This is a genomic window from Martinezella multihospitum (assembly GCF_900094585.1).
In the GTDB taxonomy this organism is placed as follows: Bacteria; Pseudomonadota; Alphaproteobacteria; order Rhizobiales; family Rhizobiaceae; genus Rhizobium; species Rhizobium multihospitium.
The window spans coordinates 814150-830099 of record NZ_FMAG01000002.1; the positions used below are offsets into that span (position 1 = coordinate 814150).

Consider the following 15950-nt stretch of genomic DNA (forward strand, 5'->3'; position numbering starts at 1 on the left):
ACCCGCGGAGCGCAGTGCCTCGCGGGTTTTTCGTTGAGATACCGTCCCGGTCTTATTGGCCGGGGTTGAGGTTGTTGAGGAAGTTCCTCGCGCCGTTGACGCCGCTGCCGCCACCCTGGAGGATCTGCTGCAGGAAGGTGATGTCGCGACCGCCGGTCGGGGTCGTGCGGCTGATCATGTCGAAGACCTTGCCGTCCTTCAGCGTGTAGTTGGCTTCCTGCTTCACCACGCCGTCCTTGTCGAAATAGATCGCCAGAATGTTCTGGTCGACCAGCTTCGGCTTCATGAAGGCGACGGCGCGCGTGCGCTTCTGGGAGATGTAGTAGAAGACTTCACCGTCGAAGGTCGCGGTGGTGGAAGGCGTGCCGAGCGACAATAGAACCTGTTCGCGGCTCGAACCGACCGGCGCGAGCGCCAGCGACTGCGGGTCGAAGATGTAGCCGTTGTTCATGACCTCGCTGGTCTTGCAACCCGAAAGGCCCATGGTCGCAATCACCAGGGCGATGGCGGCAGCGCTGCTGAAAGTAATGTCAGACTTGAAATACCGTCTGGTCAACGACATCTCATCTCCCCTAATGAATCAATCCGATGGCCGGACGGCCGATATGACCTTGCTGTGCACATCATTGTGGCCTTTCCGCGATGGCAAAAGGCACAATCATGTTGTTCGGCACTCTTCGTCACCGATCATGCACAACGTGACGACGGTTAAGGGCTGGAGCCTCGAAGCGGGCACAAACGGCATTGCAATTCGCGCCTGCTTCGGTAAACCAGCTTTTGCGTGGATGCAACAAGGCCAAGCGAAAACGGCGCGCTCTGAGGGAGCCAATTCCGGGAATTTTCATGATTTTTGGGCTCTTCCGCAAAAGAAATCACAATCAGATCATCGTGGTCAGGCAGTATGAGGTCCTGACATCCATGGCGCGGCAGCCGGTTTTCTATACCGACTACGAGGTGCCTGATACGGTGATGGGGCGCTTCGAATTGCTGTCGGTGATGATGATCCTGTTCTTCCGCCGGACGCGGTCCTCGGTGACCAGCGGTCAGGAGCTGGCGCAGGAAATCGTCGATGCCTTCTTCGAAGATATCGATTATTCGATCCGCGAGCTCGGTATAGGCGACAACAGCGTGCCGAAGCGCATGAAGAAGCTGGCCGGCATGTTCTATGGACGACTCGAAAGCTACGCGGGCGCCATGGATAGCGATGATCGCACTGCGCTTGCCGCGGCGCTCCAGCGCAACATCTATCCCAAGGCGAGTGAAAGCACGGCATCCATGCGTTCGCTGGCTGATTGGATGATGATCGCAGAAGCGCACTTGGCGACCATAACCGAAAATCAGATCGCTACGGGCTCGGCGACGCTGCCGGTGCCAGATAAAGTCGGCCAACAGGCCGGTTAGGAGATAAAAATGAAAAGACACGACTCCGATGAAACGCCGTTTTCCTATCCGGTGAAGGTGGGACACATCTCCGCCAATCCGGTGGATGTCCATGTCGAGGCTGACGATCGCGAACTGGCCGGGCTCGCTGCTCTCTGGGATGTACTCTCGGTCGGCAAGCTCGAAGCAGATCTCAAGATTTCGCGCTGGAAGCGCGACGGCGTGCGCATCAAGGGCAATGTGAAGGCAAAGATCGTTCAGGCTTGCGTTGTCACACTCGAGCCGGTCGAATCTGATATCGACGAAGACTTCGAGCACATCTTCGTGCCCGAGGATTCCAAACTGGCGCGTGCGCCCTCTGTGGATGCCGGAGAAATGGTGCTTGATCCCGATGGTCCGGATCTTCCGGAGACCTTTACCGGCGATACGATCGACGCCGGTGCGGTCGTCGCGGAATTTGCGGCGCTCGCCATCGATCCCTATCCGCGCAAGCCCGGCGTCGAGTTCGATGCTCATATTGAAGACACAGGAGAAGATGACAAGAAGCCTTCGCCGTTTGCCGTTCTGAAAGACTGGAAAAAGGAATAGGCTCCGGTGCCGTTCGAGCACAATTCAGTTGTAACCGGGGGAGAAAACGGTATTTTGACGCCAAATTCGCCCGTCGCGGCGGAGTAAAAGGACTAGGGACGCGTGATCAGAATTTCTCTTGACCTAATGGGTGGCGACTTCGGCCCTGAGGTTGTTGTTCCCGGCGCGGCCAAGGCGCTGGATAGGCATCCCGATATCACATTCGTCATGTACGGACAGAAGGAACGCTGCGAGGCGGTCCTCGCTAAATATCCCAAGCTTCGCGAAAAATCGGTTTTTCACGAATGCGAGGTTGCCATCAGCATGGATGAAAAGCCGAGCCAGGCGCTTCGCCGCGGCCGCTACGTTTCCAGCATGTGGCGCTCGATCGAGGCGGTGAAGACGGGTGACGCCGATGTCGTCGTCTCCGCTGGCAACACTGGCGCCCTGATGGCGATGGCGAAATTCTGTCTCCGCACCATGGCCAATATTGAACGCCCGGCAATCGCCGCGATCTGGCCGACGCTGCGCGGCGAAAGCATCGTGCTCGATGTTGGTGCCACGATCGGCGCCGATGCACAGCAATTGCTCGACTTTGCCCTGATGGGCGGCGCCATGGCGCGCGCGCTCTTCGAGATCGAACGCCCGACCGTTGGCTTGCTGAACGTTGGCGTCGAGGAAATCAAGGGCCAGGAAGAGGTCAAGGACGCCGGCCGTCTCATTCGCGAAGCCAATCTCGAATCGCTGGAATATTCCGGCTTCGTCGAGGGCGATGATATCGGCAAGGGCACGGTCGACGTCGTCGTCACGGAAGGCTTCTCCGGCAATATCGCGCTCAAGGCGGCCGAAGGCACGGCAAAGCAGATCGGCGCCTATCTGCGCGCCGCCATGTCGCGCACGCTGCTTGCGCGCATCGGTTATGTCTTTGCCAAGGGCGCCTTCGACCTGCTGCGCGAAAAGCTGGATCCCAGCAAGGTCAATGGCGGCGTCTTCCTCGGCCTGAACGGCATCGTCATCAAGAGCCACGGCGGCGCGAATGTCGAAGCCTTCGCAGCTGCCGTCGATGTCGGCTACGATATGGCCAAGAATGGGCTCACGCAGAAAATCGAAAATGATTTGAAGAGATATCATGCCAAACGGCTGCCCCCGATCGGGCCGGAAGCGGCATGAGAGACGGGGTACAAGCAGAATGATCCGTTCAGTTGTTCGCGGCTTTGGGGCGGCGCTCCCCAAGCGCGTCATGACCAATGCCGAGATGGAGCAGGTTGTCGATACCAGTGACGATTGGATCGTCCAGCGCTCCGGCATCCGTCAACGTTATATCGCCGGCGAAGGTGAAACCACGGCTTCGCTTGGCGAGCAGGCGGCGCGTGCGGCTCTCGCCAATGCCGGGATGACACCGGATGACCTCGATCTCATCATCGTTGCAACCTCGACCCCGGACAATACTTTTCCCGCAACGGCGGTGAATATCCAGAACCGGCTGGGCATGCATCATGGCTTCGCCTTCGATGTTCAGGCCGTCTGCACCGGCTTCGTCTATGCGGTGACCACGGCTGACGCCTATATTCGCGGCGGCCTTGCCAAGCGCGTGCTCGTCATCGGCGCCGAGACATTTTCCCGCATCCTCAATTGGACCGACCGCACGACGTGCGTTCTCTTCGGCGATGGCGCTGGCGCGCTGATCCTGGAAGCTGGCGAGGGAAGCGGTGCCAACAGCGATCGCGGCGTGCTGACGGCAAGCCTGCGCTCCGATGGCTCCCACAAGGAAAAGCTTTATGTCGATGGTGGCCCGTCCACGACGGGAACGGTCGGTGTCCTGCACATGGCGGGCCGCGAAGTGTTCAAGCACGCTGTCGGCATGATTACCGACGTCATCCAGGCCGCATTCGATGCGACAGGCACCACACCCGACGATCTCGACTGGCTCGTGCCGCATCAGGCCAATCGCCGCATCATCGATGGTTCCGCCAAGAAGCTCGGAATTGCTCCCGAGAAGGTTGTGGTCACCGTGGACCTTCATGGCAACACGTCGGCTGCATCCATTCCGCTGGCACTCGCCGTTGCGGCCGGTGACGGACGGATCAAGAAGGGCGACCTGGTGATGCTGGAGGCCATGGGCGGCGGCTTCACTTGGGGCGCGGTCCTGCTGCGCTGGTAGTGCCACATCTCTAAAAGCCGTTCCGAACAAGAGCTTGACCGTTCGGCGCAACGGCAATAGTCTCGCAAAACTTGAAGAAGATTACGCAGCAATATGGGCGGGGAGCTATGACGGGCAAGACAGTGACGCGCGCAGACCTGGCGGAGTCGGTATTCCGGAAAGTCGGTCTCTCCAGAACGGAGTCGGCGGAGCTCGTCGAGACTGTGATCGATGAAATTTGCAACGCCATCGTGCGTGGAGAAACGGTAAAGCTCTCCTCGTTTGCGACATTCCAGGTGCGTGACAAGAATGAGCGCATTGGCCGCAACCCGAAGACCGGCGAGGAAGTGCCGATCTCTCCGCGGCGTGTCATGACCTTCAAGGCGTCGAACGTCCTCAAGACCCGCATTCTGAAAGCACATGCGAGCCGCAAGGCGAAGGCCAAGCCGGTAAATCCCGCCTCCTGATTCATCCTTGTGATTTCTGTTTTCGCTCGGCCGCATGCTTTGTCGTGCGGTCGCTCCAGAGCATCTTCTGTGTTGATTTGTCGCCAGCTTGTGCAGCGGCTGAAGATGTGACTTGAATTTCCGCCGCCAAACCGTTGAAATATGGTGAGTCGTATCATGGAGCGATACGAATGCCGATATCCGCTTTTGCGTGATCCGGCCAAACGGCGCCGCATGCGCAGTGTGGGAGTATGATGATGGACAAGAGCCCGGATGCATTTCGCACGATCAGCGAAGTCGCGGAAGACCTTGATCTGCCGCAGCATGTCCTACGGTTCTGGGAGACCCGGTTTCCGCAGATAAAGCCGATGAAGCGAGGTGGCGGCAGGCGCTATTATCGCCCTGAGGATGTCGACCTGCTGAACGGTATCCGCCATCTGCTCTACGATCACGGCTATACGATCAAGGGCGTCCAGAAGCTCCTGAAGACCAACGGCAACAAGTTTGTCATCGCGGTCGGGCATGGCGATCTGGCCAGTGTGGAAGCGCTTGCGGCGGCCCAGGAGCCTGCCGCCGTCGAACCCCGCGTCGCCTCTGCCAATTCCGACGAAGACCAGATCGTCGGCCGCGCCAAGGCGCCGATCAGCCGCCGCTTCTTCAATTTCGTCAGCGGCGACGATGGCGTGCCTGATGTCTCCATAGGCAAGTCGAGTGTCGGCAAGGAAGATCGCGCCTTGCTTCAGGAGACGCTTTACGATCTGCTGGAATGCAAGCGCCTCCTCGATCAGGTGCGATAAGACTGCCCGCACGTATTGGACTGCACGTGTTGGGATTGCGGCTGAAGCATATTGTGTTTCGTAAGCATGCAACTATAGTATGCGTTCTCTCGCTCAGTGCGCGTGTTGGCTGTGTGTGATGTGTTCGTTTTTGTCATTGCGACATGCGCGTGACATTTTTGTCACGTTCGCCACTCTTCAGCGTTGTAAAAATTAGTTCGGCAGCCTTATTAACTTGCTGCGACAAGGTCACGGGTTCAGTTTGACGGCGAAGCTTATTGCTTCGCCCTGTTTGAGGGGAACAGTCAGGCTATGGAGGGGCATGTTGTTGTCTGCCGGGAGACTCCATCTCTGACGGATAGTCGAATGGAGACACCATGAACATCAAGAGCCTTCTTCTTGGCTCCGCCGCTGCCATCGCCGCGGCGAGCGCTGCCCACGCCGCCGACGCTATTGTCGCTGCGGAACCCGAACCGCTTGAGTATGTTCGTATCTGCGATGGATACGGCACAGGCTATTTCTATATTCCCGGTACCGAAACCTGCCTGAAGATCGGCGGAAAGGTTCGCACGGAAGGCGAGTGGTATGACGCCTATAATCCGCGCAGCAAGGTTGGCACGCTCTGGCATGAGCGTGTGGAGCTCAATGTCGATACGGCGACCGACACCGAATATGGTCCGCTGAAGACCAACACAATCTTCCGCTGGGAGTGGAACGATGGGGGTGCGACATCCTCCAAGCTGCTGTTTGCCAACATCAGCCTTGGCGGCTTCACGGTCGGTAAACTCGATTCGCAATTCAATCTTTACGTGGGCTATGCGGGCGATGTCGTCAACGACGACGTGATCTATGACGGTCCGTACGAATTGAATCAGTTGACCTACAAATACGATCCCGGCAACGGCTTCTCGGCTGTGATCTCGCTGGAAGACTCCAATTCCACCTCCGACGGCGAGGCCTCCTACGGCGCCGGCTGGTGGACGGACGACAAGTCCAACCACTATGCTCCCGATGTCGTGGCCGGCCTCGGTTACAAGGCCGATAACTGGGGCATCAAGGTCGTCGGCGGTTACGACTCGATCGTCGAGGAAGGCGCCATCAAGGCTCGTCTCGATGCCAAGTTCGGCGGCGTGGAAGCCTTCCTGATGGGTGGCTGGAATACCGACGGCGACAAACTGAACAAATATGCCGGCACCAACCAGGATATCTCGGCCTGCACGACATCGAGCGGCACCAACGCGGCCAAGTGCGGCTGGGGTGACTGGGCGCTCTGGGGTGGTGTCGGCGTCCCGGTCAACGACAAGCTGAAGTGGAATCTGCAGCTTGCCTATACAGAGTCGAAGATCTTCGAAGCAACGACAAACCTCAAGATCTATCCGGTCAAAGATTTCCTGGTCGAGCCGGAACTCACCTATGTGCATTACGACTACATCAAGGATGATACGGTCGCCGGCATCCTTCGCTTCGAACGGAATTTCTGATCGAAAACACGCCCGCAGTCTCGACGGGCTGAGGACGTGCAAATCGGATATGAAGGCCCCGTCATCGCGCGGGGTCTTTTCATTTTGCACTAAGCTGCTATCCGGCCGTTAAGCACGATGCCATCCTTGCGTGCAGTTTTGCCACGGTTTGACGGATTTTCGCGTGGTGCTTGATAAGGTTGGCTTGCTAAAGCTTACCTTTGGCTGTATTTCGCTTTCCCGGGGTTGTATCCTAAATTGCCGGAGGGAATATGCGCATACGTGCCACGATGGCGGCGAGCCTTGTCGCTATATCAACCATTCTATCGAGCTGTCAGACACCGCAGGAATCTGCGATGAATGCGGAAATGACTTGCCAGTCGCAAGGGTTCCGTCCGGGAACGCAGCGTTACAATCGCTGCGTCGGCGCGACCTATCAGTCCAATCGCGCCCAGGCACAACAGGCTGAAAACCAGGCTGCTGCTCTGGCTGCAGCCGGCATCATCGGCGGCGTTCTCGTTGGCGCCGCTGTCAGCGATAATCATCATCACCGCGGCTATTACGGCCGGCCCTATTACCGCCGCTGCTATCGCTGCTGGTAAGCTTTCGACCGATCCCACACCATCCTCCGTCGGCTTGCGCCGACGGAGTTTCGATAGGTTCGATAGGGAAGCAAGCTGCACGCTCCCGCTGTTCTTCGAACAGAGAAGATAGCTATCCTGTTATTTCTTGCACATTCCGGAGATGCTCTAACCTTCTGGGGTCATTATCTCACGATTGACGAGCTTTAGACTCCGGTCCGGCTGGACGATATAGGTCTCCACGACATCTTCGCCCCACTGGTTGGTAAAGTGGTGCTGAAATTGTGCGCCCGGCGGTGATTTCGTCAATTTCATATGCGGCTGACCGCCATAGGTGATGCTACCTGGGATGGGCTGCAAAGCTGCGCTGGTGTTGCACGCAGCAAGCAGCGGTGCGACTAGCAAAAGGGCTATAAAGGGCTTCATTGCCTTGACTTTCCACGCACCTGCCGCCTTGCAAAATTGTCGCGCAATAAAGCGGCAAGGGCATCTATGAGTGTGGCTCCAAATCACTATATACAGATAATGACGACGTGCTTGGCAGCAAGGTTTTCACGCAGATTTGCTTGGCAGAGCCGCCGGATTGCAAAGGAGTCGCATATGTTTACGATTGCCAGATCGATAGCAGCCGCAGGTTTCGGTTTGTTGCTGGCGGCCGGTGCCGCCATGCCGGCGAGTGCCTTCACCATGCCATCTCTGTCTGTGCCTCAACCCGTTCAGTCAGACATTATCGAGGTCCGCGATCACGGCCACGGCCATTGGCATCACCACAACCGCTGGGGCAGCGGTCATCGGTTGCATGGCAATGACAGCTATTACGACGATGATTCCGACAGCGGCGTGCTCTTCAAATCCTTTGTAACCGGCACGCTGTTCAACCGGCAGGGCTCGCAGGGCTATTACGGCAGCCATGCGCGCGACTGCGCAAGCCGCTATCGTTCCTACCGTGCCTCGGACAATACCTATCAGCCGAACCACGGACCGAGGCAGGTGTGCCGTTGAACGCCAATTTTTTCTGAGCAGGCCGACACTTTTCGCTTGCGTCGGGAAACGCTAGACTCTAAACGAAACAAGCCGTTTCGGCAGGTCGGGGCGTAGCGCAGCCCGGTAGCGCACTTGACTGGGGGTCAAGGGGTCGCTGGTTCGAGTCCAGTCGCCCCGACCATTTATCTCCTTGAACTCCCAATCGAATTTCTGAAAATCAGCTACACCAGGACGACGCTTGGCCGGTCCAGCGGCGGGCGAGACCTTCCGACACCATTTGATCGCCGAGCGAGCGCCCCGCGCGCATGGCAATGCGCAACTTGCCGCCATTCGGGTCGTCGCGACGGCTGCTGCCGGAAAGCACGAAGCTTCCATCGTTGAGAATGGCCTGCAGGCGCAGTTTTGCGGCCACGCCTCTCTGTCTTTCGCTGGGGCAGCGCGCCGCACCGGCATCCGGCACATCGATATCGGCCAACTGAATCCTGATGCCGTCTTGCCAGAAGGTATTGCCGTCGACGACGCAATTCGTGCCCGAGCCGGCGCCGCATAGCACGAAACGACCGCCGGACTGTGCCCGCAAACTGGGTATGGGCCGTTCGACCGGTATCTTGTTGACCGGCATCGCCACGGGAATGGCGGCAGGCGGCACCGGCAGGGCGGATGTCGCGCGCGGCTCCGGAGTGACTGCCGCCGTCTTTGTCTGCGGTTTTGCCGCCGGCACCGGCGCCTCCCGAGCCATATGCGGCATGCCGGCGACTGCGCCGGCATGCGCCAGCATCGACGGCATGTCCTTGCGATGCTGATAGGCGTAGATGCCGGCTATCGTTGCCAGACCGACAACGCCCCATAGCCACATCGAATTGCCCGCCTTGGACTGCGGCTTGCGCCGCGTGCGTCGTTTCGCTTTCGCCATGGTATCATCCCTCGATTACGAGGGGGATTATCGCCGCCATTTCTTACCGATCCGTTGGCTTCGGCGGAGATCATGAACTGCGGTGGGGCGAGGCTACTTCGCGGCCGCTGTCGGCGGCTTCAGTTTCACCGACATCGTCACCTGTCCGTTGATCGAAAGCCTCGCGCCGCGATTGTCGAGATTGTTGACCGAGGTATTGTTCGACAGAGCACTGATCTCGCAGGCATCGGCAATCGTGTCGAGCAGAGTAGTGCAGCTGCTTGCGGCAATCTTGTAGAAGGATTTCAAAGCCTTCTCCTGCTGCTCCTCGCTGTCGCCGTCCGCCACGGGATAAGAGATCGATAGTCCCGATTGCACGGATATATATCCTTCGGGCGGCTGGCGAGGGTTGCGCAGCGGAAGATTCTAAAAGTTCTGCGCGAGGGCCGGCAGGGCCATCGCTGCAAGCGTCAAGCCGAGAACAGTCCGGATCAGAAGTCTGGTCATCATTGTGCCTCCGTTTTTTCTGCTTATCGCAGATGTGGATAAAGGCTTGGTGATACACTAACTTAAAATTGTACCTTCGATAGAATTTCCGTATAATTTGCGAATCAGAGATGCATCGGCCGAAATGCTTCCTTGCCAACCCCGCACGCAAGGCGCATAGTCTAGCCCTGTCGTCGGGAATAAAACGGGTGCCGGCGAAGTACTGCGTGCTTCTACCCGACAGACAATGAGACGCGCAAATGCTGGACACACCTATCCATCCACGAGATCTGCCGCTGTTTTCAGACGATCTGGATCGCCTCGAGAAGGTGTTGGACATGGTCTGCAAGGATCGTGGCATGAACCCTCGCAGCCTTGAGGCCGAGCGCCTGGGCGCACTGATTATTCAGCTTTATCGCCAGGGCGTGAAGGACGACGCGAAGCTGCTCGCGCTTGCACGGGCTTATTTCTGACGCAGCTGCGTTTTTTTGTGGCCGAAAATCTAATCGATTTAAGCTGATTTCACATAGCAGCAATGATGCTTTGTGCCTGTTCGAAGCGGACCGGCCCTCCTATATTTGCTGCGTTGCACAAAGAGATTCGATTTCTCGATGTCACTGATTCTGGAAAGGAACAGTGCGCGCCAGCCCGCAGCGGAAGAAAAACCGACCGCGACTGGCGTGGATAGAAAGGTCCATGATGAATTTTAAAGTTCCGAGCCGGCTTCGCCGCTTGCTCGTCGATTCCGTCGAGCTGCCGCAGCTCAAGTTTCCGATGACGCAGCCGCTTTCGCAGCCGTTGCGCCGTCGCGTTTCGACGCGTCCGTCGCCGCAGCGGCTGACGGAAGTTTTGTGGTTCGGCCGCAATCCCGGCAATCTGCGCATGCTCGAATATGTGCCGCCGGGCGTGAAGGGGCCGATACCGCTCGTCGTTGTTCTGCATGGCTGTCATCAGAATGCCGAGGATTTCGATCGCGCGAGCGGTTGGACGGCACTTGCCCGCCAGCATGGATTTGCGGTGCTTTATGCGGAGCAGAAGGCATCGAACAACCCAAATCTCTGTTTCAACTGGTTTCGCCCGAGCCTGGTCACGCGCGATCGCGGTGAGCTTGGCTCTATCAGAGAAATGATCGAGTTCAGCCGCCGCCTGCATGCGATCGACGATAGCAGGATCTTCGTCATGGGCCTCTCGGCCGGCGGTGCTGTGGCAGCCGCATTGCTCGCGACCTATCCAGAACTCTTTGCCGCAGGCGCCATCATCGGCGGCCTGCCTTTCGGCGCTGCCCGCGATGCCATGTCGGCGCTTGACGTCATGAAGCGCGGCTCAAGCCGCCCGGCGGAAAAATGGGGTGAGCTCGTTCGCGAGGTTTCCCCCGAAGCTGCTCGCTATCCGGTCGTCTCCATCTGGCATGGCGATGCCGATGACGTGGTATCCTTCGCCAATGCCGAGGCATCCGTCGCGCAATGGCTGACCGCACGGGAGCGTCCGCGCACCAAGGGTCGGCTGCGTCTCTTCGAAGGCGGCGAGCGGCGCGAATGGCGCGACGACTATGGCCATTTGATCCTGGAGCTCGTGACGCTGACCGATTTCGGGCATGGCCTGCCGGTTGGCTCCATTGTTGAAGGCTGGGAGCCGGCAAACAACACCGAACGCTACATCCTGCCTGCAGCCCTCTCTGCGCCCGAAGAGCTTGCCAAAAGCTGGAAACTCGCAGCCTGAGGCAGGTCGCGCAAGGCCTAGGGTTCTAAAGGCAGGAGCGGCTCCTGGAGATTGCAAACCCTGCTTCAGCCATCAATCGTCATTGGTGGCATTCAGGTTTTCCGGCCGAATGCCATCATTCTCGGACCAATGCTTGAAGCGAATGCCGGGGCCGCCCGTGCCGTCACTGCCACCGGCGAGGAAAAGCACGCCGTGGTTCTCGAGGACGGAGCGAACTGTCGCAAGCGCCCTCATATCCGCCGAGCCGGCGCCTGCTTCCAGCGCTTCGATCGCCGAAACTGGGAGTTTGCTCTCGCCGGCGAGCGTCTCCACCGTCAGTCCGAGCATAGCGCGCGCACCGCGCAATTGTGCTGAAGTAATCATGAGTTAAGTCTATCGCATCGGCTTGAAAAGCGGAACCGGTTTCCGATGAAAATCCTCTGCGAGTTTAAAGGGCCGCCGCGCTTTTCTCCCGGCCCTCGCGCTTATTGTCCAAACCGGAATTTGCTACCAACTCCAGTGGGGCAGGGGCGGGGTAGCCGAGCAGATCATGGTAGATCTTCTCGGTCGCATCGGCCATGCCGGCCAGCGTATAGCCATCCTTGCGGCGGCGGGCTTCGGCGGTAAAATTCGCCAGCAGCGTCGGATCGGCAAAACGTGCCATCGCGACCGCCAACGCTTCCGGGTTATCGCTGTTGGGCACGATGTAGCCGTTCTTGCCGTGCTCCAGCACCGTGCGTGCGCCACCGACATCGGCGAGCAGCAGCGGCTTGCCGGCAGCCGCTGCCTCCAGCATCACATAGGACATCGCCTCGTAGCGGCTCGGCATGACGACGACATCGAAGGCGTCGATGGCCGTCACGCCCGGCACGCTACCATCGATGCGGGCGCGATCTTCAAGCCCGGCCGCCTTGATCATTTCTCTTGTGACGTCGGCCAGCTCACCGATCCCGATCATCAGCAGATGCGCTTGCGGCAATTGGGCCGCTATCCGCGCAAAAGCCGCGACCAGGCGCTCGGGCGCCTTCTGTTGCGTCATCCTGCCGACGAAGCCGAAGAGCAAAGCCTCCTGAGGAATGCCGTATCGTCTGCGGATGGCCGCTCGCTGGCTGAGGGGAGGCGCGTTGACGCCGTTGACGACGACGCGCAGGCGTTTTTCCGGGATGCCGAGCGACAGGGCGTGATTATATTCATCCTGCGAAACGCAAACCAGGCGATCCGTCAGCCATGTCCCGAGAAGGCGCTCGATGCCGCCATAGATCAGGCGGCCTTTCGCACCGAGCGTCGGATCCATAGTGCGGAAGGCATGAGGCGTATAGAGAACGGGGACATGGCGCCCCGGCAAACGCAGGCGCGTCAACGCGCCAGCTTTCGAGCTGTGGCCATGGATCAGATCAAACGGCCCATGAATGGCAGCGATCTTGCGCAGTTGCCACCATGCCGTCAGGTCCCAAGGGCCGGGCGCGCGCCGCATGGCGAGTGGAATGACATTGTCCAGGCCGATATTTTCCAGCTCTGCGACGAAAGCGGGCTCGGCCCGCACCGGGGAATAGATAGCGGTCACGGAATGGCCGCGATGCTGCATGGCGCGGCATAGATCGAGAAAATGTCGTCCGGAGCCACCGCCGCTCGGCTCGAGAACCTGCAGCAACGACAGGCGTTTGACCTTGGTGCGAATGTTCACCGCGCAGCTTCCCTTTTGTTCAAATCACGCTGATACTTTTGCTCCAGGGCGCCGCAGCCCCAGACGATGCCGATCAGCATGTAGAAATGGCGCCAGTGGTCGGTATCGATGACGTTGCCGATACCGACATGGCCGAGAATGACAATCCAGGCGATCATCACGTAGGGCTGCCACGGCCGCTCCCTCAGCAGGTTGCGGAAGCCGATATAGATGGTCCAGCAGATCATGCTGACCCAGGTGACGAAGCCGATCCAGCCATAGGTGGTCAGCGTCTTCAGCCAGGTATTGTGTTCGTCTTCACGAAAGATCTGGCCGAAGACCAGTGGCCCGATGCCGAACGGCCGTTCCATCGACATTTGGAAGCCGATGCTGTGGCGCTCGAAGCGGCCGAGATGCCCGCCGTCATAGCTCTGCACGAGCTGCAGGCGGGTGGAAAACAGGTCGCTGACCTGCGGGAACTGCAGCGCGACGACGAGCAGGACGACCATCAGGATGATGGCTGCCAGTGACATCACCAGGATGCGCAGCCGAAAGGTATTGCTGCGGTGTTTCAGCAGCATGCAGAAGATCAGCATCGCCGAGGCGAAGGCGAAGAGAGCCCAGGCGGCGCGGGAGAAGGACAGGAAAATGCCAAAGGCGAGCACGAACAGGCAGATGCCTTTGATCGGTGCCTTCTTCAGGTCGCCGATCAGAAGGCCGTGCATGAGATAGAGGCTTGGTGCCACGAGATAGGGGCCGAAGACGTTCGGATCCTGGAATGCACCCATGGCGCGGTCGTATCGCGTAAAAATGTCGAAGCCGGGCACGGTATGGAAATAGCCGAGAATGCCGAGGCTTGCGGTGATCAGTGCCGCCACCACCCAGGTATTGAAGATCAGCTTCAGCCGCTTTTCGTTGTCTTCGGTAATGGCGGCATAGAAGACGGAGCTCAGCGCCAGGAAGGTGGAAACGGCGATATAGATCGGGCCGGCAAGATGATCGCTGGCGGCGAGATCATGCATCTGGGTGATCGACAGCATGCCGCCGATGTTGAACAGCAGGAACAACGCCAGAAGTGGTGCAACGCTGCGCGAGATTTTCAGCCCGAGAATGAACCAAGTGCCGATGAGAAAGGCGAGCCACAGCTCATAGGGCGCTGGCTCGGCGATGACGAAACCCGACAGGAACACACCGATGGCGACGCTGGCCGTACCGACCAGCCGCATGGCGGCAAGCTGCGGCTGCGCGACGCGGGGCGATGGCAGGTCGATCGCGCTCAATAGGCATTTTCCGTATTGAGCAGACGAAACGGCGTCAGGAACAGGATCTTCAGATCGAAGAGCAGCGACCAGTTCTCGATGTAGTAAAGATCATAGGCCGTGCGGAACTTGATCTTGTCATCGGTGTCGATCTCGCCGCGCCAGCCGTTGATCTGCGCCCAGCCGGTGACGCCGGGCTTGACGCGATGGCGCGCGAAATAGCCTTCGACGACGTCGGCATAGGTGCGGTTGTGGCTGGCGGCCAGAACGGCGTGAGGGCGCGGTCCCACAAGCGAGAGGCTGCCGAGCAGCACGTTGAAAAGCTGCGGCAACTCGTCGATCGACGTCTTGCGGATGAAGCGGCCGACAGGGGTCACGCGCGGGTCGTTCTTCGTCACGGCATTGCGCGCCGTCGGATCGCTCATGTTCGTATACATGGAGCGGAACTTGAAGACGTTGATGATCTCGTTGTTGAAGCCGTGGCGCTTCTGCATGAAGAAGACCGGGCCTCTTGAGGTCGCCTTCACGGCGATCGCGGCACCCAGCATGATCGGCCAGAGGAGGGCGAGCGCGACCACGCTGAAGAAGATGTCGAAGATGCGCTTGGCAACGCCGTCCCAGTCGCGGATCGGCTTGTTAAAGATGTCGAGCATCGGCACGGCGCCGACATGGGAATAGGCGCGGGGCCGGAAGCGCAGCTTGTTGGCGTGGGCGGCAAGACGAATGTCGACAGGCAGCACCCAGAGCATCTTCAGCAATTGCAGGATGCGGTCTTCGGCACTGATCGGCAGTGCGATGATCAGCATGTCTATGCGCACGAGACGGGCGAATTCGACCAGTTCCGAGACCGTGCCGAGTTTCGGATAGCCGGCGACCATGATCGGAGAGCGCTTTTCGCCGCGATCGTCGAAGATACCGCAGATACGGATATCGTTATCGGGCTGATGTTCCAGCGCGCGGATGAGCTCCTTTGCCGGTTCGCCGCCGCCGACGATGACGGCGCGTCTTTCCATGACACCGTTGCGGGCCCAGTGGCGGATACCGTAGGCGAAAAGCAGGCGGGCGACGAGGAGGAAGCCTGCGCCTGCCGCGAGCCAGAGGCTGAGAAGCGAGAGGGAGTAGATATTGTTGATGTCGAAGGGGAGGAGGGCGATGGCCATGACCGCGAAGGCGGCCGCCCAGGACCCGAGAATCCGGTGCAGGAAGTGATGCGGCGAGCGCAAGACCGGTATCTGATAGGCATCCGCAATCTGCAGGAAAACGATGGCAAGACCACAGAGGGCGATCGTCACCACGGCCTTCGACAGGAAGGGATGATTGTCCGACGTCCCGAAGAGGAGAATCGCAAGCCCGAATGCGAGCAGCGACAGAAATTCGAACAGCCGATATTGTCCGACGATGATTGCCGGAGACTGGTTGGTTTCGCGGAGCTGTTCGGCGATTTGCCGCGCATAGGCATTCATGCTGTCTGGGCGATCGCTATGAGTCTCGCCGGCACCACGGGTGCGGATTTCCGAAACCTGCTTGCGAATATTGTCCAAGTTAAATTGCTCGGACTTTTCGGTAGTGTTCATGGCAGCTTATCCGGTCGTTACCGGACAAGGCCTATCAGATATCA

The 15950-nt window shown here is 59.0% G+C and carries 20 protein-coding genes and 1 tRNA gene; 13 read left to right on the forward strand and 8 right to left on the reverse strand.

The features are described from left to right. Positions 1-52 precede the first annotated feature (52 nt). Entirely contained in the window at positions 53-562 is a 510-nt protein-coding gene (locus tag GA0061103_RS10805) for an outer membrane protein assembly factor BamE (protein WP_092710743.1), read from the reverse strand. On the opposite strand from GA0061103_RS10805, the gene GA0061103_RS35025 reads away from it, so the two are divergent. The 9 genes from GA0061103_RS35025 (at position 483) to GA0061103_RS10845 (ending at position 7371) form a co-directional block, all read left to right on the forward strand. Then, positions 483-905 (forward strand): hypothetical protein, encoded by a 423-nt coding sequence (locus GA0061103_RS35025; RefSeq protein WP_162747727.1) that lies wholly within the window; start codon positions 483-485, stop codon positions 903-905. The two genes, GA0061103_RS10805 and GA0061103_RS35025, sit on opposite strands and share 80 nt — an antisense overlap. Further along, positions 844-1401 (forward strand): ubiquinol-cytochrome C chaperone family protein, encoded by a 558-nt coding sequence (locus tag GA0061103_RS10810; protein ID WP_092710746.1) that lies wholly within the window; start codon positions 844-846, stop codon positions 1399-1401. Before GA0061103_RS35025 ends, GA0061103_RS10810 begins: the two co-directional genes overlap by 62 nt. 9 nt (positions 1402-1410) lie before the next feature. Continuing rightward, the gene (locus GA0061103_RS10815) at positions 1411-1968 is read left to right on the forward strand and encodes a YceD family protein (RefSeq protein ID WP_092710749.1); all 558 of its coding nucleotides are present in this window, start codon (positions 1411-1413) and stop codon (positions 1966-1968) included. Between the two features lie 102 nt (positions 1969-2070). Beyond that, on the forward strand, positions 2071-3117 hold the full coding sequence (gene plsX, locus GA0061103_RS10820) for a phosphate acyltransferase PlsX (RefSeq protein WP_092710751.1): 1047 nt from the start codon (positions 2071-2073) through the stop codon (positions 3115-3117). A 19-nt stretch (positions 3118-3136) separates the two neighbouring features. Beyond that, complete coding sequence (locus tag GA0061103_RS10825; protein WP_092710754.1) at positions 3137-4108, forward strand: beta-ketoacyl-ACP synthase III; 972 nt, start codon at positions 3137-3139, stop codon at positions 4106-4108. A gap of 107 nt (positions 4109-4215) precedes the next feature. After that, on the forward strand, positions 4216-4554 hold the full coding sequence (locus GA0061103_RS10830) for an integration host factor subunit alpha (protein WP_069616254.1): 339 nt from the start codon (positions 4216-4218) through the stop codon (positions 4552-4554). Between the two features lie 230 nt (positions 4555-4784). Next, positions 4785-5330, forward strand: coding sequence for a MerR family transcriptional regulator (locus GA0061103_RS10835; protein WP_092710757.1), 546 nt, complete (start codon positions 4785-4787; stop codon positions 5328-5330). 356 nt (positions 5331-5686) lie between these two features. Continuing rightward, positions 5687-6790: a porin gene (locus GA0061103_RS10840; RefSeq protein ID WP_092710759.1), complete on the forward strand. Its 1104-nt coding sequence runs from the start codon at positions 5687-5689 to the stop codon at positions 6788-6790. 251 nt (positions 6791-7041) lie between these two features. Further along, the gene (locus GA0061103_RS10845) at positions 7042-7371 is read left to right on the forward strand and encodes a hypothetical protein (protein ID WP_069616257.1); all 330 of its coding nucleotides are present in this window, start codon (positions 7042-7044) and stop codon (positions 7369-7371) included. Between the two features lie 147 nt (positions 7372-7518). On the opposite strand, the gene GA0061103_RS10850 is transcribed toward GA0061103_RS10845, so the two are convergent. Next, positions 7519-7776 (reverse strand): hypothetical protein, encoded by a 258-nt coding sequence (locus GA0061103_RS10850; RefSeq protein ID WP_092710762.1) that lies wholly within the window; start codon positions 7774-7776, stop codon positions 7519-7521. 174 nt (positions 7777-7950) lie between these two features. On the opposite strand from GA0061103_RS10850, the gene GA0061103_RS10855 reads away from it, so the two are divergent. Both GA0061103_RS10855 and GA0061103_RS10860 read left to right on the forward strand, forming a co-directional pair. After that, positions 7951-8352, forward strand: coding sequence for a BA14K family protein (locus GA0061103_RS10855; RefSeq protein ID WP_092710764.1), 402 nt, complete (start codon positions 7951-7953; stop codon positions 8350-8352). Positions 8353-8438: 86 nt separating this feature from the next. Beyond that, positions 8439-8515, forward strand: a tRNA-Pro gene (locus GA0061103_RS10860). 36 nt (positions 8516-8551) lie between these two features. Here GA0061103_RS10860 and GA0061103_RS10865 read toward each other — a convergent pair. Further along, a complete protein-coding gene (locus GA0061103_RS10865; RefSeq protein WP_092710767.1) occupies positions 8552-9247 on the reverse strand; it encodes a thermonuclease family protein in 696 nt (231 codons plus the stop codon). Between the two features lie 93 nt (positions 9248-9340). Beyond that, a complete protein-coding gene (locus tag GA0061103_RS10870; RefSeq protein ID WP_245304721.1) occupies positions 9341-9604 on the reverse strand; it encodes a hypothetical protein in 264 nt (87 codons plus the stop codon). A gap of 368 nt (positions 9605-9972) precedes the next feature. On the opposite strand from GA0061103_RS10870, the gene GA0061103_RS10875 reads away from it, so the two are divergent. After that, on the forward strand, positions 9973-10185 hold the full coding sequence (locus GA0061103_RS10875) for a hypothetical protein (RefSeq protein ID WP_092710770.1): 213 nt from the start codon (positions 9973-9975) through the stop codon (positions 10183-10185). A gap of 223 nt (positions 10186-10408) precedes the next feature. Continuing rightward, the gene (locus GA0061103_RS10880) at positions 10409-11431 is read left to right on the forward strand and encodes an extracellular catalytic domain type 1 short-chain-length polyhydroxyalkanoate depolymerase (RefSeq protein ID WP_245304722.1); all 1023 of its coding nucleotides are present in this window, start codon (positions 10409-10411) and stop codon (positions 11429-11431) included. 72 nt (positions 11432-11503) lie between these two features. Here GA0061103_RS10880 and GA0061103_RS10885 read toward each other — a convergent pair whose 3' ends face one another. The 4 genes from GA0061103_RS10885 to GA0061103_RS10900 all read right to left on the reverse strand — a co-directional run bounded on the left by GA0061103_RS10885 (position 11504) and on the right by GA0061103_RS10900 (position 15906). Then, positions 11504-11794 carry a helix-turn-helix domain-containing protein gene (locus tag GA0061103_RS10885; protein WP_092710773.1) on the reverse strand — a complete coding sequence of 97 codons (291 nt, stop codon included), beginning with the start codon at positions 11792-11794 and terminating at the stop codon, positions 11504-11506. 64 nt (positions 11795-11858) lie between these two features. Then, a complete protein-coding gene (locus GA0061103_RS10890) occupies positions 11859-13094 on the reverse strand; it encodes a glycosyltransferase family 4 protein (RefSeq protein WP_092710776.1) in 1236 nt (411 codons plus the stop codon). Further along, entirely contained in the window at positions 13091-14353 is a 1263-nt protein-coding gene (locus GA0061103_RS10895) for an O-antigen ligase family protein (RefSeq protein WP_092710779.1), read from the reverse strand. Before GA0061103_RS10895 ends, GA0061103_RS10890 begins: the two co-directional genes overlap by 4 nt. Next, positions 14350-15906, reverse strand: a complete 1557-nt coding sequence (locus GA0061103_RS10900; protein ID WP_092710782.1) for an undecaprenyl-phosphate glucose phosphotransferase — start codon at positions 15904-15906, stop codon at positions 14350-14352. The genes GA0061103_RS10895 and GA0061103_RS10900 overlap by 4 nt, the downstream gene beginning before the upstream one ends. Positions 15907-15950: the final 44 nt, after the last annotated feature.

Coding starts and splice junctions, on each gene's coding strand:
- GA0061103_RS35025 (WP_162747727.1), top strand. CDS start 483: ATGGTCGCAATCACCAGGGCGATGGCGGCAGCGCTGCTGAAAGTAATG.
- GA0061103_RS10880 (WP_245304722.1), top strand. CDS start 10,409: ATGATGAATTTTAAAGTTCCGAGCCGGCTTCGCCGCTTGCTCGTCGAT.
- GA0061103_RS10875 (WP_092710770.1), top strand. CDS start 9,973: ATGCTGGACACACCTATCCATCCACGAGATCTGCCGCTGTTTTCAGAC.
- GA0061103_RS10855 (WP_092710764.1), top strand. CDS start 7,951: ATGTTTACGATTGCCAGATCGATAGCAGCCGCAGGTTTCGGTTTGTTG.
- GA0061103_RS10805 (WP_092710743.1), bottom strand. CDS start 562: ATGTCGTTGACCAGACGGTATTTCAAGTCTGACATTACTTTCAGCAGC.
- GA0061103_RS10900 (WP_092710782.1), bottom strand. CDS start 15,906: ATGAACACTACCGAAAAGTCCGAGCAATTTAACTTGGACAATATTCGC.
- GA0061103_RS10835 (WP_092710757.1), top strand. CDS start 4,785: ATGATGATGGACAAGAGCCCGGATGCATTTCGCACGATCAGCGAAGTC.
- GA0061103_RS10845 (WP_069616257.1), top strand. CDS start 7,042: ATGCGCATACGTGCCACGATGGCGGCGAGCCTTGTCGCTATATCAACC.
- GA0061103_RS10840 (WP_092710759.1), top strand. CDS start 5,687: ATGAACATCAAGAGCCTTCTTCTTGGCTCCGCCGCTGCCATCGCCGCG.
- GA0061103_RS10810 (WP_092710746.1), top strand. CDS start 844: ATGATTTTTGGGCTCTTCCGCAAAAGAAATCACAATCAGATCATCGTG.
- GA0061103_RS10825 (WP_092710754.1), top strand. CDS start 3,137: ATGATCCGTTCAGTTGTTCGCGGCTTTGGGGCGGCGCTCCCCAAGCGC.
- GA0061103_RS10885 (WP_092710773.1), bottom strand. CDS start 11,794: ATGATTACTTCAGCACAATTGCGCGGTGCGCGCGCTATGCTCGGACTG.
- GA0061103_RS10850 (WP_092710762.1), bottom strand. CDS start 7,776: ATGAAGCCCTTTATAGCCCTTTTGCTAGTCGCACCGCTGCTTGCTGCG.
- GA0061103_RS10865 (WP_092710767.1), bottom strand. CDS start 9,247: ATGGCGAAAGCGAAACGACGCACGCGGCGCAAGCCGCAGTCCAAGGCG.
- GA0061103_RS10815 (WP_092710749.1), top strand. CDS start 1,411: ATGAAAAGACACGACTCCGATGAAACGCCGTTTTCCTATCCGGTGAAG.
- GA0061103_RS10830 (WP_069616254.1), top strand. CDS start 4,216: ATGACGGGCAAGACAGTGACGCGCGCAGACCTGGCGGAGTCGGTATTC.